Origin of the sequence: Prochlorococcus sp. MIT 1011 (genome assembly GCF_047305235.1) — a bacterium.
Lineage (GTDB): Bacteria > Cyanobacteriota > Cyanobacteriia > PCC-6307 > Cyanobiaceae > Prochlorococcus_B.
Genome location: NZ_CP138983.1, coordinates 711,121 through 733,675, shown reverse-complemented (window position 1 = coordinate 733,675; position 22,555 = coordinate 711,121). Strand labels below are relative to the sequence as shown.

At 35.8% G+C, this 22,555-nt stretch carries 43 protein-coding genes and 1 tRNA gene; 23 read left to right on the top strand and 21 right to left on the bottom strand.

What is annotated here, in order from left to right:
• Window positions 1–30 precede the first annotated feature (30 nt).
• Window positions 31–387 (bottom strand): hypothetical protein, encoded by a 357-nt coding sequence (locus SIB75_RS04070; protein WP_413684230.1) that lies wholly within the window; start codon window positions 385–387, stop codon window positions 31–33.
• Window positions 388–996: 609 nt separating this feature from the next.
• Window positions 997–1,782, bottom strand: coding sequence for an NAD-dependent DNA ligase (locus SIB75_RS04065; RefSeq protein ID WP_413684229.1), 786 nt, complete (start codon window positions 1,780–1,782; stop codon window positions 997–999).
• Window positions 1,783–2,018: 236 nt separating this feature from the next.
• On the opposite strand from SIB75_RS04065, the gene SIB75_RS04060 reads away from it, so the two are divergent.
• The 3 genes from SIB75_RS04060 (at window position 2,019) to SIB75_RS04050 (ending at window position 3,763) form a co-directional block, all read left to right on the top strand.
• Window positions 2,019–3,269: an integrase gene (locus tag SIB75_RS04060; protein ID WP_413684228.1), complete on the top strand. Its 1,251-nt coding sequence runs from the start codon at window positions 2,019–2,021 to the stop codon at window positions 3,267–3,269.
• 7 nt (window positions 3,270–3,276) lie between these two features.
• Window positions 3,277–3,564, top strand: coding sequence for a hypothetical protein (locus SIB75_RS04055; RefSeq protein WP_413684226.1), 288 nt, complete (start codon window positions 3,277–3,279; stop codon window positions 3,562–3,564).
• A 70-nt stretch (window positions 3,565–3,634) separates the two neighbouring features.
• Window positions 3,635–3,763, top strand: a complete 129-nt coding sequence (locus tag SIB75_RS04050; RefSeq protein WP_413391052.1) for a hypothetical protein — start codon at window positions 3,635–3,637, stop codon at window positions 3,761–3,763.
• Here SIB75_RS04050 and SIB75_RS04045 read toward each other — a convergent pair.
• Both SIB75_RS04045 and SIB75_RS04040 read right to left on the bottom strand, forming a co-directional pair.
• Complete coding sequence (locus SIB75_RS04045) at window positions 3,760–3,924, bottom strand: hypothetical protein (protein WP_413684224.1); 165 nt, start codon at window positions 3,922–3,924, stop codon at window positions 3,760–3,762. The two genes, SIB75_RS04050 and SIB75_RS04045, sit on opposite strands and share 4 nt — an antisense overlap.
• Window positions 3,925–4,110: 186 nt before the next feature.
• Window positions 4,111–4,263: a hypothetical protein gene (locus SIB75_RS04040; protein WP_413684222.1), complete on the bottom strand. Its 153-nt coding sequence runs from the start codon at window positions 4,261–4,263 to the stop codon at window positions 4,111–4,113.
• A 422-nt stretch (window positions 4,264–4,685) separates the two neighbouring features.
• On the opposite strand from SIB75_RS04040, the gene SIB75_RS04035 reads away from it, so the two are divergent.
• The 4 genes from SIB75_RS04035 to SIB75_RS04020 all read left to right on the top strand — a co-directional run bounded on the left by SIB75_RS04035 (window position 4,686) and on the right by SIB75_RS04020 (window position 6,342).
• Window positions 4,686–4,850, top strand: coding sequence for a hypothetical protein (locus tag SIB75_RS04035; RefSeq protein ID WP_413391063.1), 165 nt, complete (start codon window positions 4,686–4,688; stop codon window positions 4,848–4,850).
• A 121-nt stretch (window positions 4,851–4,971) separates the two neighbouring features.
• Window positions 4,972–5,154 carry a hypothetical protein gene (locus tag SIB75_RS04030; protein WP_413684220.1) on the top strand — a complete coding sequence of 61 codons (183 nt, stop codon included), beginning with the start codon at window positions 4,972–4,974 and terminating at the stop codon, window positions 5,152–5,154.
• On the top strand, window positions 5,135–5,518 hold the full coding sequence (locus SIB75_RS04025) for a DUF3104 domain-containing protein (RefSeq protein ID WP_413684218.1): 384 nt from the start codon (window positions 5,135–5,137) through the stop codon (window positions 5,516–5,518). The genes SIB75_RS04030 and SIB75_RS04025 overlap by 20 nt, the downstream gene beginning before the upstream one ends.
• A 692-nt stretch (window positions 5,519–6,210) precedes the next feature.
• The gene (locus SIB75_RS04020) at window positions 6,211–6,342 is read left to right on the top strand and encodes a hypothetical protein (protein WP_413684217.1); all 132 of its coding nucleotides are present in this window, start codon (window positions 6,211–6,213) and stop codon (window positions 6,340–6,342) included.
• A gap of 405 nt (window positions 6,343–6,747) precedes the next feature.
• Here SIB75_RS04020 and SIB75_RS04015 read toward each other — a convergent pair whose 3' ends face one another.
• On the bottom strand, window positions 6,748–6,915 hold the full coding sequence (locus tag SIB75_RS04015) for a hypothetical protein (RefSeq protein WP_269610799.1): 168 nt from the start codon (window positions 6,913–6,915) through the stop codon (window positions 6,748–6,750).
• Between the two features lie 257 nt (window positions 6,916–7,172).
• Between SIB75_RS04015 and SIB75_RS04010 the strand changes: the two genes are divergently transcribed.
• Both SIB75_RS04010 and SIB75_RS04005 read left to right on the top strand, forming a co-directional pair.
• The gene (locus SIB75_RS04010; protein WP_413684216.1) at window positions 7,173–7,325 is read left to right on the top strand and encodes a hypothetical protein; all 153 of its coding nucleotides are present in this window, start codon (window positions 7,173–7,175) and stop codon (window positions 7,323–7,325) included.
• Between the two features lie 20 nt (window positions 7,326–7,345).
• Window positions 7,346–7,480 carry a hypothetical protein gene (locus SIB75_RS04005; protein ID WP_269610797.1) on the top strand — a complete coding sequence of 45 codons (135 nt, stop codon included), beginning with the start codon at window positions 7,346–7,348 and terminating at the stop codon, window positions 7,478–7,480.
• Window positions 7,481–7,699: 219 nt separating this feature from the next.
• Here SIB75_RS04005 and SIB75_RS04000 read toward each other — a convergent pair whose 3' ends face one another.
• Together SIB75_RS04000 and SIB75_RS03995 are read right to left on the bottom strand one after the other, a co-directional pair.
• Entirely contained in the window at window positions 7,700–7,927 is a 228-nt protein-coding gene (locus SIB75_RS04000; RefSeq protein ID WP_413391070.1) for a hypothetical protein, read from the bottom strand.
• A 566-nt stretch (window positions 7,928–8,493) separates the two neighbouring features.
• A complete protein-coding gene (locus tag SIB75_RS03995; RefSeq protein WP_413391072.1) occupies window positions 8,494–8,691 on the bottom strand; it encodes a hypothetical protein in 198 nt (65 codons plus the stop codon).
• 26 nt (window positions 8,692–8,717) lie between these two features.
• Here SIB75_RS03995 and SIB75_RS03990 point away from each other — a divergent pair, with 26 nt between their 5' ends.
• Window positions 8,718–8,951, top strand: coding sequence for a hypothetical protein (locus SIB75_RS03990; protein WP_413684215.1), 234 nt, complete (start codon window positions 8,718–8,720; stop codon window positions 8,949–8,951).
• A gap of 6 nt (window positions 8,952–8,957) precedes the next feature.
• A complete protein-coding gene (locus SIB75_RS03985; RefSeq protein WP_413684213.1) occupies window positions 8,958–9,119 on the top strand; it encodes a hypothetical protein in 162 nt (53 codons plus the stop codon).
• A gap of 197 nt (window positions 9,120–9,316) precedes the next feature.
• Here the strand turns inward: SIB75_RS03985 and SIB75_RS03980 are convergent, their stop codons facing one another.
• On the bottom strand, window positions 9,317–9,490 hold the full coding sequence (locus SIB75_RS03980; RefSeq protein ID WP_413684212.1) for a hypothetical protein: 174 nt from the start codon (window positions 9,488–9,490) through the stop codon (window positions 9,317–9,319).
• A gap of 634 nt (window positions 9,491–10,124) precedes the next feature.
• On the opposite strand from SIB75_RS03980, the gene SIB75_RS03975 reads away from it, so the two are divergent.
• A complete protein-coding gene (locus SIB75_RS03975; protein ID WP_413391078.1) occupies window positions 10,125–10,283 on the top strand; it encodes a hypothetical protein in 159 nt (52 codons plus the stop codon).
• A gap of 247 nt (window positions 10,284–10,530) precedes the next feature.
• Window positions 10,531–10,737, top strand: coding sequence for a hypothetical protein (locus SIB75_RS03970; protein WP_413684210.1), 207 nt, complete (start codon window positions 10,531–10,533; stop codon window positions 10,735–10,737).
• Between the two features lie 108 nt (window positions 10,738–10,845).
• On the opposite strand, the gene SIB75_RS03965 is transcribed toward SIB75_RS03970, so the two are convergent.
• The 5 genes from SIB75_RS03965 to SIB75_RS03945 all read right to left on the bottom strand — a co-directional run bounded on the left by SIB75_RS03965 (window position 10,846) and on the right by SIB75_RS03945 (window position 13,628).
• Window positions 10,846–11,058: a hypothetical protein gene (locus SIB75_RS03965; protein ID WP_413684208.1), complete on the bottom strand. Its 213-nt coding sequence runs from the start codon at window positions 11,056–11,058 to the stop codon at window positions 10,846–10,848.
• 639 nt (window positions 11,059–11,697) lie between these two features.
• Window positions 11,698–11,838 (bottom strand): hypothetical protein, encoded by a 141-nt coding sequence (locus SIB75_RS03960; RefSeq protein ID WP_413389872.1) that lies wholly within the window; start codon window positions 11,836–11,838, stop codon window positions 11,698–11,700.
• A 94-nt stretch (window positions 11,839–11,932) separates the two neighbouring features.
• Window positions 11,933–12,463 carry a PAP/fibrillin family protein gene (locus SIB75_RS03955; protein WP_413684207.1) on the bottom strand — a complete coding sequence of 177 codons (531 nt, stop codon included), beginning with the start codon at window positions 12,461–12,463 and terminating at the stop codon, window positions 11,933–11,935.
• 20 nt (window positions 12,464–12,483) lie between these two features.
• Window positions 12,484–12,681, bottom strand: coding sequence for a hypothetical protein (locus SIB75_RS03950; RefSeq protein ID WP_413684205.1), 198 nt, complete (start codon window positions 12,679–12,681; stop codon window positions 12,484–12,486).
• A gap of 656 nt (window positions 12,682–13,337) precedes the next feature.
• A complete protein-coding gene (locus SIB75_RS03945; RefSeq protein WP_413391079.1) occupies window positions 13,338–13,628 on the bottom strand; it encodes a hypothetical protein in 291 nt (96 codons plus the stop codon).
• Between the two features lie 261 nt (window positions 13,629–13,889).
• On the opposite strand from SIB75_RS03945, the gene SIB75_RS03940 reads away from it, so the two are divergent.
• The 5 genes from SIB75_RS03940 to SIB75_RS03920 are packed head-to-tail and all read left to right on the top strand — an operon-like array spanning window position 13,890 to window position 14,551.
• On the top strand, window positions 13,890–13,997 hold the full coding sequence (locus SIB75_RS03940; protein ID WP_011125327.1) for a high light inducible protein: 108 nt from the start codon (window positions 13,890–13,892) through the stop codon (window positions 13,995–13,997).
• A gap of 20 nt (window positions 13,998–14,017) precedes the next feature.
• The gene (locus SIB75_RS03935) at window positions 14,018–14,137 is read left to right on the top strand and encodes a high light inducible protein (protein ID WP_011295030.1); all 120 of its coding nucleotides are present in this window, start codon (window positions 14,018–14,020) and stop codon (window positions 14,135–14,137) included.
• Entirely contained in the window at window positions 14,137–14,280 is a 144-nt protein-coding gene (locus tag SIB75_RS03930) for a high light inducible protein (protein ID WP_413391081.1), read from the top strand. The genes SIB75_RS03935 and SIB75_RS03930 overlap by 1 nt, the downstream gene beginning before the upstream one ends.
• Complete coding sequence (locus SIB75_RS03925; RefSeq protein ID WP_038653298.1) at window positions 14,280–14,426, top strand: high light inducible protein; 147 nt, start codon at window positions 14,280–14,282, stop codon at window positions 14,424–14,426. The genes SIB75_RS03930 and SIB75_RS03925 overlap by 1 nt, the downstream gene beginning before the upstream one ends.
• Complete coding sequence (locus SIB75_RS03920) at window positions 14,426–14,551, top strand: high light inducible protein (RefSeq protein WP_269610783.1); 126 nt, start codon at window positions 14,426–14,428, stop codon at window positions 14,549–14,551. Before SIB75_RS03925 ends, SIB75_RS03920 begins: the two co-directional genes overlap by 1 nt.
• A gap of 100 nt (window positions 14,552–14,651) precedes the next feature.
• Here SIB75_RS03920 and SIB75_RS03915 read toward each other — a convergent pair whose 3' ends face one another.
• Complete coding sequence (locus SIB75_RS03915; protein ID WP_413684787.1) at window positions 14,652–15,062, bottom strand: thiol-disulfide oxidoreductase DCC family protein; 411 nt, start codon at window positions 15,060–15,062, stop codon at window positions 14,652–14,654.
• Between the two features lie 276 nt (window positions 15,063–15,338).
• On the opposite strand from SIB75_RS03915, the gene SIB75_RS03910 reads away from it, so the two are divergent.
• Window positions 15,339–15,599, top strand: a complete 261-nt coding sequence (locus SIB75_RS03910; protein ID WP_413391082.1) for a hypothetical protein — start codon at window positions 15,339–15,341, stop codon at window positions 15,597–15,599.
• 332 nt (window positions 15,600–15,931) lie between these two features.
• Here SIB75_RS03910 and SIB75_RS03905 read toward each other — a convergent pair whose 3' ends face one another.
• Complete coding sequence (locus SIB75_RS03905; protein ID WP_413684202.1) at window positions 15,932–16,168, bottom strand: hypothetical protein; 237 nt, start codon at window positions 16,166–16,168, stop codon at window positions 15,932–15,934.
• Window positions 16,169–16,329: 161 nt separating this feature from the next.
• On the opposite strand from SIB75_RS03905, the gene SIB75_RS03900 reads away from it, so the two are divergent.
• Window positions 16,330–16,539 (top strand): hypothetical protein, encoded by a 210-nt coding sequence (locus tag SIB75_RS03900; RefSeq protein ID WP_413684200.1) that lies wholly within the window; start codon window positions 16,330–16,332, stop codon window positions 16,537–16,539.
• Window positions 16,540–16,887: 348 nt separating this feature from the next.
• Window positions 16,888–17,127: a hypothetical protein gene (locus SIB75_RS03895; protein ID WP_413391086.1), complete on the top strand. Its 240-nt coding sequence runs from the start codon at window positions 16,888–16,890 to the stop codon at window positions 17,125–17,127.
• 187 nt (window positions 17,128–17,314) lie between these two features.
• Here the strand turns inward: SIB75_RS03895 and SIB75_RS03890 are convergent, their stop codons facing one another.
• The 6 genes from SIB75_RS03890 to SIB75_RS03865 all read right to left on the bottom strand — a co-directional run bounded on the left by SIB75_RS03890 (window position 17,315) and on the right by SIB75_RS03865 (window position 20,493).
• On the bottom strand, window positions 17,315–17,443 hold the full coding sequence (locus tag SIB75_RS03890) for a hypothetical protein (protein WP_413391087.1): 129 nt from the start codon (window positions 17,441–17,443) through the stop codon (window positions 17,315–17,317).
• Window positions 17,444–17,552: 109 nt separating this feature from the next.
• Window positions 17,553–17,852, bottom strand: coding sequence for a hypothetical protein (locus SIB75_RS03885; RefSeq protein WP_413684198.1), 300 nt, complete (start codon window positions 17,850–17,852; stop codon window positions 17,553–17,555).
• Window positions 17,853–18,163: 311 nt separating this feature from the next.
• Window positions 18,164–19,504: an AAA family ATPase gene (locus SIB75_RS03880; RefSeq protein ID WP_413684196.1), complete on the bottom strand. Its 1,341-nt coding sequence runs from the start codon at window positions 19,502–19,504 to the stop codon at window positions 18,164–18,166.
• The gene (locus SIB75_RS03875) at window positions 19,491–19,811 is read right to left on the bottom strand and encodes a hypothetical protein (protein ID WP_413684195.1); all 321 of its coding nucleotides are present in this window, start codon (window positions 19,809–19,811) and stop codon (window positions 19,491–19,493) included. Before SIB75_RS03875 ends, SIB75_RS03880 begins: the two co-directional genes overlap by 14 nt.
• Before the next feature lie 12 nt (window positions 19,812–19,823).
• Complete coding sequence (locus tag SIB75_RS03870) at window positions 19,824–20,084, bottom strand: hypothetical protein (protein WP_413684194.1); 261 nt, start codon at window positions 20,082–20,084, stop codon at window positions 19,824–19,826.
• A gap of 335 nt (window positions 20,085–20,419) precedes the next feature.
• Window positions 20,420–20,493: transfer RNA gene (locus SIB75_RS03865), tRNA-Pro, on the bottom strand.
• A 247-nt stretch (window positions 20,494–20,740) separates the two neighbouring features.
• Between SIB75_RS03865 and SIB75_RS03860 the strand changes: the two genes are divergently transcribed.
• Together SIB75_RS03860 and SIB75_RS03855 are read left to right on the top strand one after the other, a co-directional pair.
• The gene (locus SIB75_RS03860; RefSeq protein ID WP_413684193.1) at window positions 20,741–20,902 is read left to right on the top strand and encodes a hypothetical protein; all 162 of its coding nucleotides are present in this window, start codon (window positions 20,741–20,743) and stop codon (window positions 20,900–20,902) included.
• A 792-nt stretch (window positions 20,903–21,694) separates the two neighbouring features.
• Window positions 21,695–22,093 carry a hypothetical protein gene (locus SIB75_RS03855; RefSeq protein ID WP_413684191.1) on the top strand — a complete coding sequence of 133 codons (399 nt, stop codon included), beginning with the start codon at window positions 21,695–21,697 and terminating at the stop codon, window positions 22,091–22,093.
• Window positions 22,094–22,555: the final 462 nt, after the last annotated feature.

The window sequence follows — 22,555 nt, the reverse complement described above, 5'->3', positions numbered from 1 at the left end:
AAGAGGTAAGAAGATTTTTATCCAATTCATTTAGTCTTTGAATGCGGGTCCTTTAAGAAAAAATTCTTCTACTTCTCTCTCTTCTTGATCGTTGATAATGCACTTTTCTCTTATTTGATTGATTAATGGCTTGTACATACCCCTTAAAACAACCTCATCACTCATCAAACCTATATATTGAAAGTAAGAATATTTAAGAGTCTTCTCATTGTCTAACCCTTCAAAAAAATGATCGGCTTTAGCACTGCAAAATCTTTCTGCGTATTTATTTGCAATTATTATTTGAGATTTATCTAGGATCGATTCATTTTGAAAACCATGAACTTGTGATGAAAGTGCGATAAAGATAAAAAGAAATGCTATGGCATAACTAAAAAAACTTTTCATACGTCTATCATGTCAACTTTGATGAGATGTAAACATTAGACCTTTGTCTATTCTTTACGAACTAATTCTTCATTTACTTCAGGGATTACTTCAGCATCTGTAAACACAGTCCATAAAAACAGAATAGTTACAGGGCATAGGACTATCTGAACTAGAGGAGCAAAGTATTTGAGCGAGTTGATTCTCTTTCCCATATTTATGCGACCCTAGTATTTTGTTTGGCATACAGATCAGCCGTACCGTCTGGAATGAATCTTGCATAACTGTGATGATGCACTTATGTGGTGTTACCCATAGCAGCAGAGATATTAGTTAGTCGAATCCCAGCAACATGAGAAAACTTCGCTTAACGATGCCTAAATGTATAAGGCACTAACACCTCACCTATCATTTATGACTCCTTGCATAGAACATTCCATACATTTTTCCCTCGAAGGTGAGTTCTGAGAGACTCGCTTCCTTTTTCTATTCTTTTCCTAAAGTCTTTTAATTCCCATTTGCAATGAGTAAATCTTGCATGATAAAAATGCATTTTTGAATAATTCTTAGTTCTAAATTCCTCATTATGATTCCTTGCGTTAAACGGCAAAGGAAATATCTTTGATGCATTTAACCTTTTAAAGCAATCGCCCAATTCGGACATTTTGAAGTAACACCAAGTTTTTGCTTGGTTGCTCCAGACGCAACTTTTACGACTATTCCATCAGTTGGGAGATTTTCGAAAAGTTCACCAGCCAACCATTCTTTATGCCATTTTTTAACTTGCTTTGGATCGGCAGTTCTATTAGTTGGTGGAATTTCAAAGAACCAACTTTCCAAGCGTTTAATATCTTCGATTTCATCTTTAGTTGATCCAAGAATTTCATAAGCGACAAAAGACAATCCAGCTCCAGTTGGATTTTTCTTTCTTAGGTGTCCTCCAGCTAAAGCTTGAGATTTAGTTCTAGAAAGATTTGGTGCATAAAGTTCTCCACGTATCTCAAGTGGTTCTTCTGAAACTGCAATTCCATCTTCTGGAAGTTCTACAGGCAGATTGCACACAGTTCTAGCTGCCTCGGTAACATCTTTTCCACTTCTAGTGAAGGCTGCCACTAAGGTTCCGGATTGGTATCTAAGCCCCAAAGCACAACCATCAAACTTAGGTTGGACAATCATCGTTTCTCCTTTGGCAGACTTAGTCCACCATTCGCTAAAGCAATAAGTACCTAAACTGAGCAACTTCATTTTCTGCTGGAAATATGAGTTCTGAGGATCTATTTCCCTAAGCCTATTTTCTAATTGATCAAATTGCTTGTCACTTACTTGAGCATTGCCCAATCTGTAGGCCATATCTAGCTTATGGAGCAATCCAGAAAGTTCTTTTGCCCACGTTTTGCCCACGCTATTATTTTCCATTAAAAAAGGACCGCCTGGGAAAGCAGTCCTAGACTGATCGGGGCGACAGGATTCGAACCTGCGACCTAGTGCTCCCAAAGCAAAGGTGCTACCCTAGTGAAAACGGTAATATTTAACCTATAACTGCAATCATAGACTTTCTACTAATCCTTGAGGCTGTAAACTAACGACCACTAAAGGTTGCTTTTACCCCCAAGTGGGGGTAGAAACAAAGCACAAGAAACCTAGTGCTCCTCTTGCCTCAGAAATCCGATCAACCAAGTTGGGTAAAGGAATTTAGGAAAGCTGTTAAAGCTTCTACCCCAAAAGGGTGGTTAGTCATGCAAGGAAAGAAAGAATCAACAAGAGTCCAAATTCGTAAGGATGGTAAAAAAATTGCAGATATAACAATTCCATACGCATGGAAAGAATCAGATTGGCCTGATGCACTAATGCGGGTTAAAGCAGCGGCAAAAGCTTATGAAGAGTCAGAACAAAAATTAGATTTAAAAACTTGCTTCAATATTGCTCATACAGTTTCGAGTGAAAATGAAATTAACTGGGAAGAATCAATACAGGCGTATCGAGAATTTAAAAAGAATCGAGTAAAAGACTCAACTTGGCGTAGCAAATATGACCCTGTTCTTACGAATGTAATTAAAGCCATGAAAAGCAGAGTAAAAACACCTAAAAATGGTCCGGCTCTTGTCAAAGTCGCATTAAAGCAATGGCAAGAAGGAACGACTCAAAGAAGACACATGCGCTTAGCTCTCTACGGCTTGCTGAGGTTTTTAGTACAGGAGCAAAAGTTAGAGTCCACATGGTTACCCCCATCGGTAACAGATAAGGATTTAGTAACTACTAAAAAGAGAATTGGTTATCCACTCACTGACGCACAGATACTTCGTTTATTAGATTCATTCCCTATTGATGATGTAGGCAATAAATGGAGGTTTGCTTTTCAATGTATGGCTGTTTATGGCCTTCGACCTGAGGATCTTCGACACATCCACACCCGCAATGGAGGACAAGAGATGTGGTCAAATTATGAAAAGTCTAAGGGTGGTAAAAAAGGAAATAAAACAGAACCAAGGCGTTTATATCCCCTGCTGGTACATGACATTGATGGACCTATTTCCTGGCATTTAAAAGAACAGCTACATATTTGTGAACAAGAGGGTAGATCAATGATTCCAACTCTTGGGAAAGAAGGTAATGCTGCGGCTGCTTGTAAAACCTACTTAAGCAGGAGAAAAGTTTGGGATGCAATTAAAAAAGAAATTGCAAAAGAAAAGCAAGAATTAACACCTTATTCTTTCCGGCATAGATATGCCTATTACGGCCACAATCGACCTAAAGCAGATGGAAGTTATAGAGCACCAAAACAAATTGCGGATGCAATGGGCCACACTTTGGATACTCATCTTTTGAGTTATTCCAGATTCCAAACGAAAGATCTAGCTAGTGCTTTTGACGAAACCTCACTCCTAGTAAAAGCTGCGACATGATGGATTTATGAACAGGGACAAAAAAGTTCTTCTAACTTTCATTGTTGCGATGCTGGGCGCAATAGCTTTTGCTGCAACTCAAAATCTTTTCTATGAGATCTGGAATTATCTATTCAATCTTGGTTTCTTAAGTTCGCAGCGTGTTTTCTACCCTAAATCAATTTTTGATTACAGAAATCCTCTAGCCTTTTTGGGAACAATCGAATTTGTTTGCGAAATTCTCGGTCTTTTGTTTGCTGGAGTCTTTACCAGTTGGCCTATTTATTTAGGCATTAGAAAATTTATCTGGAAGTAATAAAAAAAATAAACTACGCAAGCGTAACGAGTTGGAACAGCTAAAACAAATATGCTTCGACTTTTTAATAATGATCTTTGCTCAAGAAGGACTCGGTGTTCCCATCTTTTCGCCTTTAGGAATTTTGATTCTTGTTATCGGAGTTGCTTTTACTATTGGACTTCCTGTTGCAATGATCAAGTACGGAAAGAAGGATTAAGTTATTCTCCTATTGATTCTTTTTCTTAATTCCTTTAATTGAACATTGAATCTTAATTCCTTTATGTGCTGGAGCTTTTCTGCCATATCAGCAGGCATTGACCTAGCGGCCTTTACCATTGCGAAAGCATACCTATGAGTGTCTTTAGTGAAAGAATCCATAGTCGAAGCAAGGATCTAAAAGACACCCTCGCCAGAACGATAATCATTGTCAATGTACAAATAATTTATGTATCAACTCTGTAAGGTTGGTTTAGACAAACGACTCATAGTTGTCAGATATACTTTATATACATCTACTATTCTCCCCTAACTCCACCCGTAGAGTGAAAGCGAAAAAAATGAGGATTAAGGAATCCGTCCATGAGTCTGAAGCTCATCCGTAAATCCAAAAGCTAGTGGACTGGTAAGACGGTCAGGGAAAAGGACACAATCCAAATGATCTTTTCCTAAATAGTCAAAAAATGTAGCTCTTCCAACGACATAAGAACGCTTACACAAACCGTTATCAGGGAAGAAGAAACCTTAAGTTCTTTTGCCATGTTGGTGATGTAACTCTTGATTTATTTGTATCGCACGCTTTTTCAGGATGCAGCATCCTTCGATACATTTTTGCAGCATCAGCAATAAAAAAAGAGAGGCTATATGCCCTTCTTGTTAGTAGTTTTTCTAACCCTGCGAAGAGCGCAGTTGGCCTTTTGGGGGATAGTGAATGGAGTAAATAATTTCATAAATCTCTCTGCTACACCTTTGGTCTAATCCTTCTATTGGCTTGTAGGGAGTAGGAAAACACTACTTAAATTGACGTAATGGCGGCTTTAACTTCTTATTGTTATTTGTTATGATTATGTATAGGTTCGCTCCAGTTTATGGGGTGCATGAGATGGAAATAGGGAACGGGATTTCCAGTAATTGAGTAGGTCATGAACAACCTAGTTTTAACTAAAAAGCGAATCGAGAAAGCAGAAAGGCTTCACGCTGCTCAACTTGCAACATTTAAGAAAGGAGTATTTACTTCTTACAAACCTTCAGTTTTTGAAGAAAGACAAAAGCAAGCTCGTGAAGAAATTGCAGCAATGGATTCTTAATTCAGAATTTAATTGTTGACAGTCGATCGCTAGGGGGCAGTTAGCCCCCTATTTTTTTGGTATAAATCAACTACAGCACTTCGAGTGGCTGGTAGTAAGTAATCAAAGATTATTAATCGCCATGACTGAAGAATGGAAACCAACAACCGATCAGATTAATGGTGTAATTAGCAGCACTTTTGAATTTATTAAAGACGAGGCCAATGACTTGCTTCAAGAACTCCAATGTCCTACCGACTACATAGCTGGAATTTTGAAATCAATAGCCAGCGATTTTGAGAGCAATGAAAAGAAAGATGCATGAAATAGAAGAGGATCCACTATTCCGTCAGGTCAAATCCAGAGACACGGTTCTAGTTGGTGAGGATGAAATTTGCAAAGTTCTCTCATTTGTTGGAGGTGCTAGAGATCCACTAGCTCCCACGCTTTTTCAAGTTGCAAATGTAGATACAGGCGAGATTAAATTTGTGCATGGTGAAGAAGTTAAAGAGATAGTTTGCACCTACGAGGGAGAAGTAAAGAAAAGACTTGAATCTCCGACTGAAGGTCCAATAACTAATATCCTTCCAACGGTTGAAAACTATGAGAAAAAAATAGGCAAAAAGAAATTGAGTGGGAATGAGCTAAAGAAAAGATTGGATAGCCCTACCTCAACCGAACATCAGTAGTGGAGAAGTTTTTTTACATTTATTTTACGCAAGAGCGAGTATCGAAAGGATGCGATAGCTCTGGTCTGAGAAGGGGACAGTCGCCGAAATCCTGTCCCTTTGCTCGCACATCATAAAAAGTTCATTAGGTCTGCACTTTTTTGATAACCAAACACTCAGGTTAAGCCTTGCATTTCCTACATACCAGGCATAACCCTCTTCAATCTTTGATTAGGAGCTTTGAGTAACTATTAAAGCTATTAAACCCTCCCTAAAAAGAGGGTTTTCTAGTGTCTATGGGGTACTTTTGCTACAACAGAAGCTTGGAAAAATCAGTTAGGTTTTCAGAAATTGGTCACTGGTTTGTTCACTCCCTATCACGCAATAGTGTTTGGAATAATGCTCATTTCTGGTGGAGCTTCACTCTGGCAACTGGGTGAAGGTAACGACTTTAGATAAAGATCAAAAATCAATTGACTGCTACACGCAACCCAAAACAAAGAAAAAGCCCAGGTTCGATCTTGGTGAGATTTTATTAGCTCTAAGCCTTTAGGGTTATTGTGGATAGTTAGCTCTTCGTGCTAAAAGTTAAGATACTTCGACTTCATAAATTGACCTTTAGATTATCCAAAAATGTCTATTATTGCAGGCATACTTGCTAATGCACTTTTGTTCTCATCTTTGCTGTTAGTAGTAGGTGTTCCAGTTTTTTTATGACTCAAGATAGTCCAGAGGACAATAGAAATCCAAACATAAGAAAAATAGAAGCTCTTGGTGGTGTTTGGTTCGTATTGGTTTTATTGAATGGATTAGTGGGTGGAATTGCACAAGGTTATTCTGGTTAAATTAAAAATCAATTTATAGAATCATTGTTCAAAAAATCACGGTTTTTTTTTATGCCAATTAAATTAATTTATAGTAAATATAAGGCCATGAAACGGTTGAATAAAACAAGTATGTTTTTGATCGTAATTAGTGTTGCTACTACTCTGCCCTATCAATTTCATTACTTAGCATCAATTAAATAAATACAGCTTAAGTTTTTACTTCTATCCTCTCAAGGCTTCATTCAGAACAAATCATCTCAATGAAAGGGTGAAATCAACTTGAAAAAAAAGAAAAGATTGGAAAGCCCTACTTCAACCGAACTTCAGTAGTAGACAAATATTTTATATCTTCAGTAAATCGGTGGTCCGGAATGTTCAACCTTTGTTTCACCGAAAAACTTTTCACTTCTTTCCTAAGCCTGATTATGAAATTCTTTGCAACTTCACTTTGCGCATTGGTTTGCTTGTTAGGTATTCCAGCAATTTATCAAGTTTCAACCACTCCAGGAATTTTCTACGTTTAACTACTATGTACGGAATTAACGAAGCAACAATCATTGCCAGCTTGGCTATCCCTGCAGGTTTGTTCATTGGCTTTTCAACAATCCTCGTCAACAGACTTCGTCAGTGCATGTAATGACTACCTTTACTCAAGCCAAAACAAAGAAAAAGTCTAAGCTCGAACTTGGTGAGTTTATTGGTGGGATTTTGTTTGATCTTTACGCTCGTTACTAATTCATGGGCAATCTCCTAGCAGTAGTAGGATAAACACCCCAGAAACATTCGCTTTGTACTACAACACTGTCATATATCAACTGATTAGATTTTTATAAGTTTAGGTCTAGAAAATGTTTACTGCATATCACGCAATCATGTTCGCGGTTTTATTGATAGGTGGGGCTGGCGTCATTCTTAAAGCTTCTTCAGGGGAAGAGTCCCTAGCAAATAAACCAGTTCCAGTTAAGGCTACTTATTCAAAGTTTGACTTAAACACCTACTAAACAAAATCTAAAAAGTTGAAATGCCAAGCCAAGTAATTGTGATTTTTGCTTCTGTTTTGTTCGCCTTGGGTGGGATTTGGGTTTTAATTTCTGGCTTTGATGATGACGATAATGATGGAGATGGGATGACTTTTCCAGAGTTTCAAAGCGTGTAGAATTAATCATTGAGTCAGCGTTTCTAAATTAAAACCAAAAGAAACTGTTCTCATTGGCGATTGATAAATTTGCAGTTTTCTGATTTATTGGTGGAGCGAAATAACTACTAGCCCAACTCTTTTATAAGTAGCGAATGTAGATTATTGGAAACTACATTGGGTAGATGTTGACTATGCAAAGAGTTACTGGAAAAACAACAATGACATAAAGTAGCCAATCTAAGCACTAAGCTTTTCCCAAATAACCTCTGATTCTTTGAACAAGTCAATAGCTTCTTGTTTGCCAAGTATCTTTTGTGCATCATTCATTAGTTCTATATATCTAAGTCTTAGTTCTTGTTTATCCATAAGCTGCATTTGTATTTCATGCAGTGACTTTTCACTGAGTGCTAGATTGTTTTTATTAGGCGCGTACGAAAAATTTAATGATGCATTGTGGTGAGGCATTGAAATAAATCTGATTAACTACTTAGCGAGAAAGGGAAATTGCTAATTAGAACAATTTCCCTAGCTCTAGTTGAGTGATAAAAAGGTGCTTTGCAAACCTTTTTTTCACTAGTAGGTCATTGCTTGACCTACGCAACGTAATTAATATTTTGGCTAAGTAATTCTGCTGTTGAGTTAATTGAGTAGTACGGTTTTCCTTCTTAGAAATTGGAAATACATAGGAGACAAAAAAGAAACTTAACTCATAAGTTCAACTAATACTCGAAACCCCTACCTCTATAGAGGCACAGCCTCGCTTATTTGGTTTTAAGTTTGAAACTTACCTGCGAGTACAAGGTCAAATGGCTCAACGAATCAACGTTGCACTAAGTTCAATCCCACCAGGAAGTAGGGATTTATTTGAGTTTGTTTTTTTCTGCGCAGTTGGTTTTACTGCTGGGAGTTTGGGATTAATATGACTTCCACATTCCTTTTTATTGGCATTGCTGCTTTGTTTTACATGATGGCTTGTTTGTGGAGAGACTTGAAGAGTAATCCAAGATCTTATTTTATTAAATAGAAATTACCTAGTTGAACTTTTTGTTAGTTCTAAGCCTTAAAGCCTCCTTTTGATAGCTGGTTCTGATTTCTTTTATATGAGATTGCTTTTCGGCCCAATCTACTGGCATTGTCCTTGAGGCCTTTACTAATTCGAACGCATACCTATGAGTTTCCTTTTGAAAATCCATAGTCGAAGTAGGGATTGATAAAAGTATCTTTGTCACTTCATTGACCTTTTGTCTATGTACAAATGAAAAATAGGTATAAATTACCCGAACTGGTTAGCCCTACATGGACCGACCTACAAAATAAGAGAACTCTTTTTATATTCATAACATCCTCATACAAACCAACCAGAACAAAACTTTTAGTCATGCTTGCAATCAACAAAACTACTGCTGCAAAACTAATCGTTCTCTGGAATCTTCCTGCACTTCTTTTATTAGCTGGTGCTTATGAAGTTGTTACAACTGTATTCCCTTAACTAACAATGACATCATCTAAAAGCCCAAAGAATTGGTCAGAGTGGAATAACACAAAACATTTCACGGATTATTCAAGAGATTCAGGTACAGGCAAATTTGTTCGCTTTACGATTGCTGCCTTGCTTTTTGTTCCAGTTGGCTTTCTTGCTTATATGACTACTATTTAATAATTAAATGACAACAAAAGAAAGAATTAAAGCTGCGGAAATTCGCATTAAAGAACTACAAACTATTATTCATTTCTTGAAGAATGAGAAATGAAACCCATTTAAATTAATAAGTTATTTTTTTCCTGTAGAAGTTAGTCTCACTCCTTCTTTTAAGACAATTTTATTCTCTAGTCTTGTCAGCTATAAAATTTTAATTAGTTTTCTTGCTTTAAATGAACTTCCATACACATGGTTGTACATTCAACTCCTTCATTATTCAATGAACAAGCAGTAATACACTCAAAATACAAATCGATAGCATCTGTCTCAATTGACTTTCGATCATTTTCAAAAGACCTTGACATATATAAGAATGTATTAGTTATCACTATTTAGCACTTAACTTGGGCCTTTGTTTTAAAAATAACTTTATATAAATACTTAAATATTTTCTTTATATAATCCTACTGATTGATAACTTTAATTTATGATTACACATTGATAAGTCATATTATTTTCAAACTAAAAAGTTGTAAGATTATTAAGGTAAAAATAACATACAGGTATGATTTGTTATTGAATTTTAAAATTTTAATTGTTTAGTCGAAAAGCTAGGCGTTGCATTTTCAGGACTTTGTCAAAAATTATTTTTTATTAGTAAAACTAATTGGATGGATAAAGCTTTGAAATTCTTTTGGATTGTCTTGCAATTTTTCTGCGTTTGAATTTGTCATTTGTCATCTTCATGAATACAAAGCCAGGAACAATCCAAGTTGAGGAGATGAGACAAGTCATTAAAAATTGGTTATGAAATATATTATCCATTTAAATTTAAATATAAATATTATTTATATTATGGCTTATTCAAACTTTTAGTGTGTGGTTGTAAATACCCTAAGGCCGGAATTCATAATAAATACTTATCTTTTTCTAAGATTTGATATTAAAAAATAAATTAATGGTCTTTTATCCACGTTCATTTAATTAATTCATCTATAACTGTTTTTCTCTAACTAAATAATTATGCAAATTTTCGCTGGTTTACTTTCAACATCCGCTCCTACAGCTCCAATAGTAGGAATAGCTTCAATAGTGCTATTTGCAATTGTTGGTTTGATGGTTGGCCCAGATTATGATGGAATGAATGCTCCTTCTATAGGGAATAGCAAAAGCGAGGATTGACTTCGCATTAAGAAATAGTTATTAATTAATCTCATACGTATTACCAAATTAGGAAACAATTAAATATCACTAGATGTTCTTATTCCATTTGGAAAAAAGTAGGCTGATATAGCAACTCAGATAAACAAAGGGTGCTTTTACTACTTTAAAAAAACTTTAAAGTGGGTCGTAAATTATCCCTTTTTAACAAATATATTCCACGAATTTATACTAAGTCATTTAAATTTATAAGAGAAATAATTTTCACGTGATTCGCTTCTCTACTGCTCTATTTTTTCCCGATTATGGGACTTCAGGAGTGCCTTGGGATCTTGTTTTATTGCATTTCTATTTTTTTGCTATAGCCATACCATTCATTATAATTTTTAATGCAGCTAGGAATTCTGATCGAGAGAATCCAAATAGAGTCAAAGATGAAACGACTAGATATCCTGATCTACATCCTAGAGCATAAGTTTAACAGAAAATTCAATTAAGTATTAATTATTAGCCTTTAGATTTAATGTATCTTATCTATTTTATTTTTAACTTGCGGATTATATGATTTGATATTAATAATGGACTATCTTTCTTCTGGGTAGGAATAAAAGTCAGTCTCAGAAATATAATATTTGTTTAGCTCATTTCCCCATTCCTTATGATGTTGATCTAGATTTAGGAAATTATTTTTAGGGCTCGCTTCAAAAATCTTTTTAATTAATTCAATCTTAGTATCAGTAATATATTTTGTGTAGAACTTTGTTGTCTGTTTTACAAGTAAGTTGTCTCCGCTCACGAGATAATAATCAAAAATTTAATTTAAATGTTTTTAAGACAATACGTGGAAATAATGATAATTTTGTAAAAATAAATACTTCTTTGACCTTCAAATAGTAGATAAAAAGTGTATATAATCGAATTTTTTAGGTCTCTTGGAAAAAATATTTTTAATATATCCAGAGAGACTGATTCATATCTTGCTAATTTTTAGTTTTTTACTATGAACCAGAGCATGAAAAAACATTTGCAAGAAAACTCTTAATTATTGGTGTTTGACCTAATCCAAGCAGAAAGAATATTGATGATGTCAACGTAATAGCGATCTTGGAGCCTTTACTCAAATTGAAATTTGTCGCTTTAGTTAGAACAGAGTTCATGACGGGGTCTTTTGTTATAGATAACTTAAGACCGGAATTGATTATTTAAGTAACAAAATATACGTTATAAGTAGAGGCTATTAGACAAGCAAAATACATTTACATCTTCCAATGCTGAGACCTTCTCCTTCAGATGATCTCCCGAAAAGATTGGTGATCTATTTTAGAAGACTATGCTTGTTTCCAATCAGAGTCTTCTAGAAGATTTGAATACTCGTTGTAATCAAAAAACAGGTCTTCCTCTAATACTTCTTCCAGAGTAATTCTATTAAAATAAGTCATGCGTCACCTCGAAAAGGTGAGTTGTAATAAGCCTTGTTGACTGTATAAAGTGTGTAAAGAGATACAGCGATCCCTAAAAAACCTACAACTAGGATTGGAGAGAATGATGGGAAATCATAAGTAGGAATTGAAGTCATAATGATATGAATGATGACAAATATGTTCTAAAGCATCCGCATGCTTTTTGATTGAGGCTTGTACGACAAATTTTTACGCTTAACACGACAAAGGCTAAGGATTAAAAAACTCAGTGAGTGATAAATCATTTCTTTTTAACAAAGCAAAAGTTGTACCCTTGTAACCTTTGCATATACGTAAGTCGGGAGACAATACAGTTGTATCTAGCCAACCTTTTTGAGTCTTTTTTATCTCAGATAAGAAACTAATCTTTTTACCTAGTAACTTAGGACCTATTATTCCTGCTTTTCTAAAGCTAACGTTTATGCGTTTCTGATCAATAATTTCTAAACTAGCAAGAATGTTAGTAGAAAATAGCTTTCCTGCAAAACCTTTAGGTCTCAATAAATTTAGTCCTCTACTTTTCTCTGGCTCAAGAATCTGTAAATTATCTAATAGCGGTGAATAATTTAAAAAAGGAGAGTTAGAAGTACTCCATTTTAGTTCCCATACACCTGTGAGTAGATCAATTTGCTTTGTTATGTCGACAGAGGATTCACTTTCAGCTAGTTTTATGAGCTCTACGATCTGATTTGATTTAGGGGTATGTTCAAGAACTTCTATCAATTTAGATATTGCATTCATGATTATTATTTGTTTAAAACCTACAGTTGTTCAATATTGATTTGGTTGGCATAAAAAACGTGTGGCTGGTCTTTACTCCCCTCACTTGCTTGAATCCATTCTTTGTACTCTTCTGTAAGAGCTTTTTTATCAAGCCCATCAAGTTCCATTAGGCTCTTTGAAGCATCATTCATTGTTACTTCAAGAGTTCTTTTTAAGCTGATAGTTGGTAATTTCATACAAAGCTCCCGACCAGAGAATCAGTTAAAAATGTACATACAACAAAAGCCAATGTCATTAGTAATGGCTTTTGAAATAAATCATTAGAAGAGTTCATTGGATTTTATTAGTAGTGACCAATTGAGCTAACGAAGCAAGCTAAAGCTCCGCAATAGATAAAAAACAAACTCATTTCTAATGGTCTACGACTAAAAAATGAGAGGTAGAAAGCAGTTGATTTCATGTGGATAGCTAAAACAATTTAAAATGATTGTTTTCTTTTTTCTTTGCTGCTTTTTGTATGCGGCAAAGCTCAGTCATCTCTGGTTTAGGGATGCTGAAAGGGGTAAACAATTTCATAAATCTCCCTCAACTCTTATGTTTTAAGGCATTTGGAGGTTCTCTAGATGTGTAGAACTCCCTAATAAAAAGTAGTACTTGCACTACAACTAACTATTTTTGTCGTTATTAATGTTCGAAAAATCTGTTTTAGTCATTCTCAAACGATATCACGCTTTATTGTTTTGAATTTTGCTGATTGTTAGTTATGCCTCAACTTTTCAAATGTCTATCTCAAGACCAAGTTAATCACAATCAAATTAAGAAATAAACTCTACTTAACAATATTTTCAATCAAATTTAAATATCCATTAATTACTATTCATTCCTTTTATAACTAGTGTTTTTGATTTTTAAGCTTTATAAATTGTTTAATCACGGCTTTGACACTACTAATCCACCTTCGAAATCGTGATGAAGAGGTAAGAGATTTAGTTAGGAGTTCTATTTGTTCTTGTCTCTCTTTGTATTTAAGTTCCAGTTCGTTTTTTGCAATATCAAGGTTTTCGAGTTGGATAAAGCTATCATCTTTTCCTTCCCAGTCATCTATATTAGACTTTAATTCTTCAATATCCATAGTCCTGCACTGACTGATAAACATCTGTAAATCATCAGGTTCGGAACGCATGAAAAGTGATTTGTTACTTTCACAATCTAGCTTGTAAATAAAATATCAAGGATGGGGAAACCCACTCGTATTTGGGCCATATCTACTTATAAGGATTATAAATAGATCTAATGATTAAATAAATATCTCTCTAATTAGTTGCTGTATTTGATGCTTGAGGAGTAAAGCTATTAATAATTAGAAGAAGCCGTACCTGACCGTATCTTCCCCTTAAAAGACTAATGCTTTACATTTCTTCACATACACATCTCGCTAATCATCATGACTCCAGAAGCGGAAAAGTTTAACGGCTGGGCAGCAATGCTTGGCTTCGTTGCAGCCTTTGGTGCATATGCAACAACAGGACAAATCATTCCTGGAATTTTCTAAACCAATAACTACTAACAACAATGCAACCATCTAACAAAACAATTCTAGAAAGAAGCATCGGCAGACCAGCCATGATGGCTTTCGTTCTATTAACAGGTGTCTACCTAACAACAGGTCAACTTATCCCAGGTGTTGTTTAATGACTACTCAAAACAACAATAGAAACATTGATCCTGAAAAGGTGACAGCTGAAAGACTTAATGGTTATGCAGCATTATTTGGTTGCATTGCTCTAGTCGGTGCATATGCAACAACCGGTCAAATCATCCCAGGTTTCGTGTAATGAAAAATCAAACCACTGAAACACCAAGAGTAGAAGAAGGCAAAGTTTTTGCTGAACGACTCAATGGTCTAGCTGCTTCTGTTGGCTGTTTAGCTCTCATTGGCGCATATCTAACAACCGGCCAAATCATTCCAGGTTTTGTGTAATGAACAAAGAAACTAGCTACTGGAAAATAGCCGAGCAAATGAATGGTCGTCTCGCGATGATGGGCCTCTTTGCAGCTGTAGTTAATTACGGATTCACTGGCTGGATCATTCCAGGAATTGTATAGTTCGAATTTTTAATCTTTTAATTAAGTCTCTTCCTTGATACAGAGGAAGGGACTTTTTTATTACTTTCAAAGTCGATGAGCAGATTAACGCTGGAGACACTCAATTATTGTATTTACAAAGCTCTTTTTCTTTGCACAGTTGCTCAAGTGAAGGACGTCTAGTTAGAGGTAGACGCCATTGTGCCCATAACTTGTAAACTTGATCTATTAATGAACTTAGTATTGGCCAGCTTGTAGGAGCATAGATCCACCCCAGTCCAATTAATCGATATGCTTCTCTGAAAACAGCGACATCTTTAAGAATTTCACCTGATTCATTAATCGCATGAATTCTCCCCATCGCGTCTTTATAACTGATTCCTGAATAAAGGTCTGGTTGATACTTGGGGGAATCAATATCTATAAAACTAATATTATCAAGTGTATCTCTAGACCGTAGGAATTTGACCTCTCTTAAGCAAAGAGGGCAACCACCATCAAAAAGTAATATGAGCTTCGCTTGAGTCAAAATAAAATCGGAAGAAATTCTTCAATACAATTTATCTAATTAGTGAGGTAAATGGGGTTCGAGAATCTGGTGTAAAAACACTTTAGTCATATCTATTTTATCTACTTGATTAAATGCAATAAGAAGATGATTTTATTTCTCTAGCACTTATCGGTTCCTACGAAATATAAGTAGTAGCAACCGATCTTGGTCGTAGAGACCGAATATAATTCTTCGGATTGCAACATTTTAAATTCTATATAGTCGAGTCAAAGTAGATATGCCTTTTAAATGAATGTAATGTATTCCACTTTATTTGATGCAGTATTCACTGACTCCTTCTTCTCTCCCATGAGAACAGTTTATGTGGTCTCTGATAGTCAGCTAGAAGAAATCAAGCGTAAGCAACATCAAGAAGAGCTAGATAATATTGAAGCCTCTCGTAAGAGACTTGAGTCGAACTATCAAGCACGAGTCAAAGTATTGTCAGATCGTGAGATTGAGTTGAAAGAGGAGCTCAAAGCACTTGCTCCAGCTAAGAAAGAAAAAGTCACTGCTTGATAAATAACTTGAGGACGTTAGTTATTTAGAGCATTGATTTCTCGATGGGCCTCTTCCCTCGGATAACGGGGGAGGGGCTTTCCCCTAATTTAGTTACTTCGAGTATCAACTAAAACAAGTCTAGATGTTATCCGAACTGCAAATTATCAGAAAACATGGTTGAATAGTCTTATGGTTACTTCGTTTAAGAAGGAGTCAAGCTCGTCCAAGTCTAAAGACTATTTGAAAACATCCGACAGAAAAAGGCCAACATGGCATTTTGAAGTAGAAGGAAGTGGTCAAAGAAAGAGATATTTAAAATCTCTAAATAAGTAGACGCAAGCTTAGTTTTCTTACTTTCCAATCAAAATCACTAGGGCATTCTTTAATGCCTTCAGTTCATATTGAGCTTCTTTCCTCGAACATGTGAGGAGAGGACCATTCTCAATGCTTAGCAAAGCAGATCTAATAGTTGCAGCAATCTTTTTCCAACTCCAGCCGTAACTTCGATATCTGTTAATTCTGGTTCTCTTTGTATCCAATGCCCAGATAAACAGCATTAGTGGAACAATGAGCACAGCGAAAGCCATGCACATACGCATGTAACGGATGTCATTTATGTAGTGTTCCGAGGCGTGAAAAAACTGTAAAAAAGTTAACCATAGTGTCCCAAAGTTTGAAGCCTTGACGCTAAAGAAATGGTCGGCCCTAGGATGACTGATCCACATCAGTTTTAAAAAGTAAGAACCTAATGGATAAGAAATGGAACCCAACTATCGACCAAGTTAATGGGCCTATTAATAGAACTTGGGATTTTATTAGTGACGAATCTACAGAATTAATGGAAGAGCTGCAATGTCCTCCTGAGTTCCTAGCTGAAATGTTGAAATCAATAGCATCGAAATTTGAGGAAGGTGGAAGTGCTACAACTGAATGGAACGAGAAAGTAAAAAAAGGGTGAGTATCGTCATTACTACTAATTAATGAAACGCTTACTACAGTCATTGGAATAGCAATCACTTATGCCATAGCAAATCTTGCAGTACTTGGATTGTTCTTTTATGTCACCTATCGAATGAATAAGAAGTAGCTATCCGGTCATTGCGGTATCACTAAAACCCTCGGTTTTTGCGGTCATTGCCCGACCATTGAAACATTCCCCGTTCATTGCGGTTATATAGGTTTTAGAAATGCTTTAATTTAGAGTAAGAACCAATAATTAGATGACTTACTTTTACATAATTGCAATGGCTGGTTTTATGTATTTGTCTGCTTGTTTATGGAGAGATTTAAAAAGAAAAAAAACAGAATGAAACGCTTCTTTTTACTCGCCCTAACCGCTGGGCTTCTCTCCCCTATCGCTGCTAAAGCAGAAAGTTATAAATTACTTGTCAAAGTGAGTGAACGTGGCGCAGTCTCTACTTCTGTACTGACAATGGCTAGTAAACAAGCATGTCAAGAAGCAAAGGAAAAAGTAGTAGATATTGATAATTGGGATGGAAGTTTTTCTGCAGATAGTCTGGCTGCAATTTGCATTAAGAGTGAATAAAGCATCCATAGGTTCTTGTATGGGCTTCACCATGGGTCGTCTAAAACGGCTTCACTTTTTCAGCGTCAGACCTTCAAATTTCGAGAATGATCTACTGTTGACAACAATCAAAAATAAGAGTGTTTAAAGGCTTTTAAGACGGTTTAAGGGTTAACAATTATTGTTTAGCTTCGGTTAATTTTTGCAGTTAATGATCTTTGCATTTTGAACATTCTTCGCAATCTGTACAATCGCAAGGACAAGTACAACCACAACCTGGACAAACTTCTTTTTCACTAGAAACTGAAGTCTCTGCCATAAAATCAGTTAAAGACATAACAATCACTAATTAGATCTTGCAAATATAAAGATAAATTCATATAAAGTCAAATATACCAATAATAAATGTTTTTTTTATTGACAGCTATTGGGAATGATTATCGTTTCTAAGTAATATTTTTAGAGCTTTTTTCGCAATATCTATCCCTGATTTTTTGCAAGGATTCCTCCTCTTTAGGGTCAAACATAAACATTTCATGCCCGCCTCTAAAGTTTAAAAGTGATCTAACCTTTCTTGCCAGGGTTGGAGATTTACCCGAAGAACCCATCCTGAGTAATATCTGCCCTTCATAGTTGGAGATATATTCTTTTAATAAGCCTGCATTAATTAGACGATATAAGCTCGCTGGACTTTGATAGCCCAAATACCAAGCGGCTTCGGTGACATCACATAACATAGTTCTCAATGAAAGGTGGAAATTGTTTGTATGACTTGGATATTGGTGATAAAATTTCGGCTTTAGGTTTTCATTCTCAAGTTGCTGGGGTTGACCCTAGATAAAATTCGAGGTTCGAATACCCCCTTAACGAAAGTGCCAGAAAGGACCCACAATTATTAATCATTTAAAAACTACCATATTGGTTCTACGTTATATTTAAGACGATTTTTGTTAATTGGATCTATTAAATCATCAAGTATCCTTTGTGTCTCATGTATCTTTTAAAGACGTGGTAGACATTAAAGACCCCTCCAAAGTAAGGACACTCTAATTTACATCTAATGGGTTTCACCATTGCCAGTGTAATCAATTGCACTATGTCCTTTGAGTCCTTGCTGTCCTTTGATGTTGTACTGAATTTGCCCTTTACCCTTACCACCACCTGCAATTTGAATAATTAAACCTTTTTTTCTTAGTTGAGTTAGCGTTCTGCCTGCCTGCCTATGAGATATTTCAAGTTTAGTTTCGATGTCTTTGGGGCTTGTATTGACATTCATTGCCGAACGTCTACGAACTTCCTCAAGAGTTTCATCTTGGGTGTCATTTAATTCTTGCTCTACATCAATCAAGCGTTGCTTTGCCATAACTTCTGTCGCATCACCTTCTAAAGACCACCTTTCCTCTTCCTGCAAAATTATTATTGAAAAATCTTCGCCTCTCCCCTCAGTCTCTATCACAACCCTTTTATCATTTAAATCTTCTTCACGCCTTAGCCATCTCATATTGATAATTTGACTAACCGCCCCAGGGAAGGCGGTTGAACCTCTACATGCAGCCACAGCACCTTGACCTTTTCTACTATGTCCAGAGTGATGAATCATCACAGTAGTTGTTTTATATGGTGCAACTGCTTCAAGCAAATCCCCTATGGGACCGGCAAAGTTCGCATCACCTTCTGACAATCCAAAAGGTTGAACCAACTTTGCATAACAATCACAAAGCAAAAAACATCCTTCATATTTTGCGGCCTCATCAGCTATTCGACTTAAACCTGCATCATCTAAATGCAGTGGATTATTTGTAGTAAATAGTCCTTTAATTGGTCCATCTTTTTTAAAGTGCCACTTCTTATCCTCACCTAAGTAAGCCAATCCAAATCGGCCTAACAATGGCATCCATCTGGCTGTAGGCATATCAGTGCCAACAATTAAAACAGGAGGGCATTTTCCATGAAATTTCTGTCCTAAGTACTCATCACAACCAAAATGCCATTTAGCAATTAGATCAATCAATAAAGTAGTCTTCCCAACTTTTGGAAGTGCAACCAATACATTTGAATCTGCCTGCATGATTAGGTTTTTACATGCCCACACTTCTTCTGGGGCATCAATAGCCATATCAGGGGTCAGCATTTCAACTGACCCAGCCTTGCGCTTTCGGCCCTCCCAAATCTTTTTCCTGATTTCATCATCCCTAATTCTTAAACCTGATTTTTTTATATGGTCACGCAGGTGAATCATTCGATCCTGAGGTTTAATTATGCTGTTCTCTAGGAACAAGCGATCAATTTCCTCATCAAAATCAAGTAATAATTCCGCAGTAGTTTTCTTGCGGTTTTTCGTTGCCTCGACCTTTGCTTGGCAAGAGCTCCAACTAAGTTCAGTATTATTTACTTTCATTTTGCACTGGCCTCCATGTTTTTGAGGAAGTAGCTAATTCATTTAAATGGCTCTGGTTATAAACCTCTTGAGCTTTAACTTTTTCGGATTCTGCTTTTGCTTGTTTCGCAGTTTCATCAAGTAAAGCTTGGCGGCAAAGTTCCACACAATAAATGTGCTTACCACCTTTAGAGATATTGCCGAGGGCATAAAAATGGACTCCCGCTTTTAAAACGCCAAGACGCTTTGCGGCATAAATCACTTTCTCCGAGCAAAGCAAGTGTTCTCGAAGTTGGGCGATTTCGACCCAATTCAAATTTGGATTCATCAGTAGGAACTTTTAAAAGTATCCCTTCGCTTTTGCTGCCGCTTTCACCTGAGGATCTTCCATCCAAATATTTTCAAGTCGAAAATTTAAAGCTTCTTGAGCTCTTGGATCTGGATGGTTTTTCATCAATTCCATCTCTTTCAAATAAATGCGAACATATTGGGCCTCAGTACAAGTACCAAATGCGGGTTTCACATAAGGCGAAGTCCTGATTACCTGTTTCTTCACAGTTACTTGATTGAGATTTTTGAATTTATTTGGCTTGCGCGGCATAAAAACAACAAGGGGTTTGGATACCAAGTTCCAGATCCATCCACCCGACCAAACAATATGGCTCTCCCTTAATAAGGACTTTCGGGGCAGTAGCTGAAGTCTCAACTGAAGAGGGTTGAGAGTCTCTAGTGGGGATGCACCGCACTTCGAGCTAACTAATACGCTAATTGTAGCGTGACTTTCTACTAATGAACACTAGATGCCACTAGACCTACATAAAGTCGGGGGTAAACGGTAACCATTTCGATGGGGTTCTCAGGGATATTTACCCCAAATCTACCCCCAACTATTTTGAGGCATAAAAAAGACAGGTTGGGAAACCTGTCTCTGACTGATCGGGGCGACAGGATTCGAACCTGCGACCTAGTGCTCCCAAAGCACCCGCGCTACCAAGCTGCGCCACGCCCCGCCAACTAGAATTGTAGCCCCTGATAGCTGCTTAGAGAATATAAATTTTCTAAAGCTTGACTCATCAATGATCAAAGAGGCTAATGAGAAGCATTTTCATACCCGTTTGTCGCCCATCTGCAGAATTAATCAACGAAAATTCCTCCTATTAACCACTGTCACTTGTATCAAGTCCCATTCCAAAACAATCACGAACTCGTGGGAATCCTTCCCTGTGGTTAGAATGTTCAATAAAAAGTGACCTCCCTTTGGCTCCTCATTTAGAACACCCTTATTTATTATTGATTTGGCATATTCTTGTTGGGTATCTTCTCACAGTTAGTTGTGACTGGAACTGGATTCCTTTGACAAAAGACGAGAAAGGAAGAGGCCCTTCAATTGATCAAATCAGAGGGAAAATCTTTGGTTAACACTATTTAAATGGAAATGTAATTTCAAGCTAGAAAGATAGGCTTAATATGAATTCCCTTTTTAACTGGAAAATTAAAAATAAAATTACATTAAATAGTAAAAAGCCTTTATAAACTAAAGATATCAAGATCAAATACGTAGAAATCTTAAAAGTACGGTTAGTCCCTACAAAAGAATCCCCCGATAAAGAAAATTTTGTATTATCTTTTATTTTTCACCTGCGAGTACAAGGTCAAATGGCTCAACGAATCAACGTTGTTTTAAATTCAATTCCTTCAGGATGTAGAGAATTAGCAGAATTTGCTTTCTTCTGTTGTGTTGGCTTTACTTTTGGAAGCCTAGGACTTATATGACATGTAAGACTTTTTTTATTTAAAAAACTCTTTTATATCTTAATGTTTCCATATGGAGAGATCTTCAAAGAGAGGCAAGTTCAAATGAATAAATTAATATTTTCGAACTACATGAATTTGGAATTAGATATAAATATTTAAAAGTACATAACAATAACTAATAAGTAAAATAGTTAGAGACTAGACATAAGAAAACGTATAAACACATATTGAAGAACGTTCGAATTTTCTATTGCGTTTTCTATCAAAGCAAAAGTGAAGGCAGTTTTTTTATTTTTGATTTCAAACCGCCTTCTTCCCATTATTAATTTACTTATATGAAAATTTAATGATTTCTTAGATTCATATTTAATATATTAGAGCTTTAAATATCCTTTCTTATCACAGAAAGAATAAAAATCTTTCATAATTTATATATAAATTTTTCTAAGCTTGTCAGTGAAACTGATACCAAATTTCGCTGAGCTACTTCATGAGATCAAATTACCATCCCCTGAGAAATGCTTTTTAATCGAGGTTGGTGATGAAAAATACATAGAAAAGTGGATAAGAGACGGAGAAATAGCATGTGATCTGGAAACACTTTTTGAGTGGATCAATATCGAATACAAACTTAAAAAAAATAATTTGACAAATAAAGAAAAACAAATTTCTGAAGATATAAAAAAAAGATTCCCTATAGACCAATGGCGTGTAATAAAAATTTTTAGCGACCATCAGAAAAAATATCGCTATTACAAAAAAGCCATACAAGACGTAAAAAACCGAACAACTCCTCGCATGAACGAACAAGCAATCATGACAATCTTCAGCCCAGGTTGGGGTATAAATACCTAGTATGGTATAATTACCTATAAGCTTTTAAATTACTCATGATTGAAAAGTACCCTTTGCTTCCTTTCCTCATTTTTGCAGGAGCATTAATCAGCACCGCAACAATTGGCTTGCCCGTATTTGCTGGATAATATGAATACAAATTAGAATTACTTTAGTTCAATATATATTTTACCTTTAGTATTAAATATATATTGAATATATAGAAGATTAAAATGGTTAAAAATAATAAATATAAAAGACAAAAATAAGATGCTCCATCTAAATACTTTTAAATTTAAACGAGTATTGTTATTTTTCTAAAATAACAGACCAATAATTAAACAAGAAATAAGAAGAATATAAAAATATTGAGAGGTAAACCCAGTTAAGCCATGCGGGCCTCTTGTTACCATTATTCATTGAAATGTAATAAATCCATGATTAATACTATATACTTTATAAATATGATATTTGACTATAGGC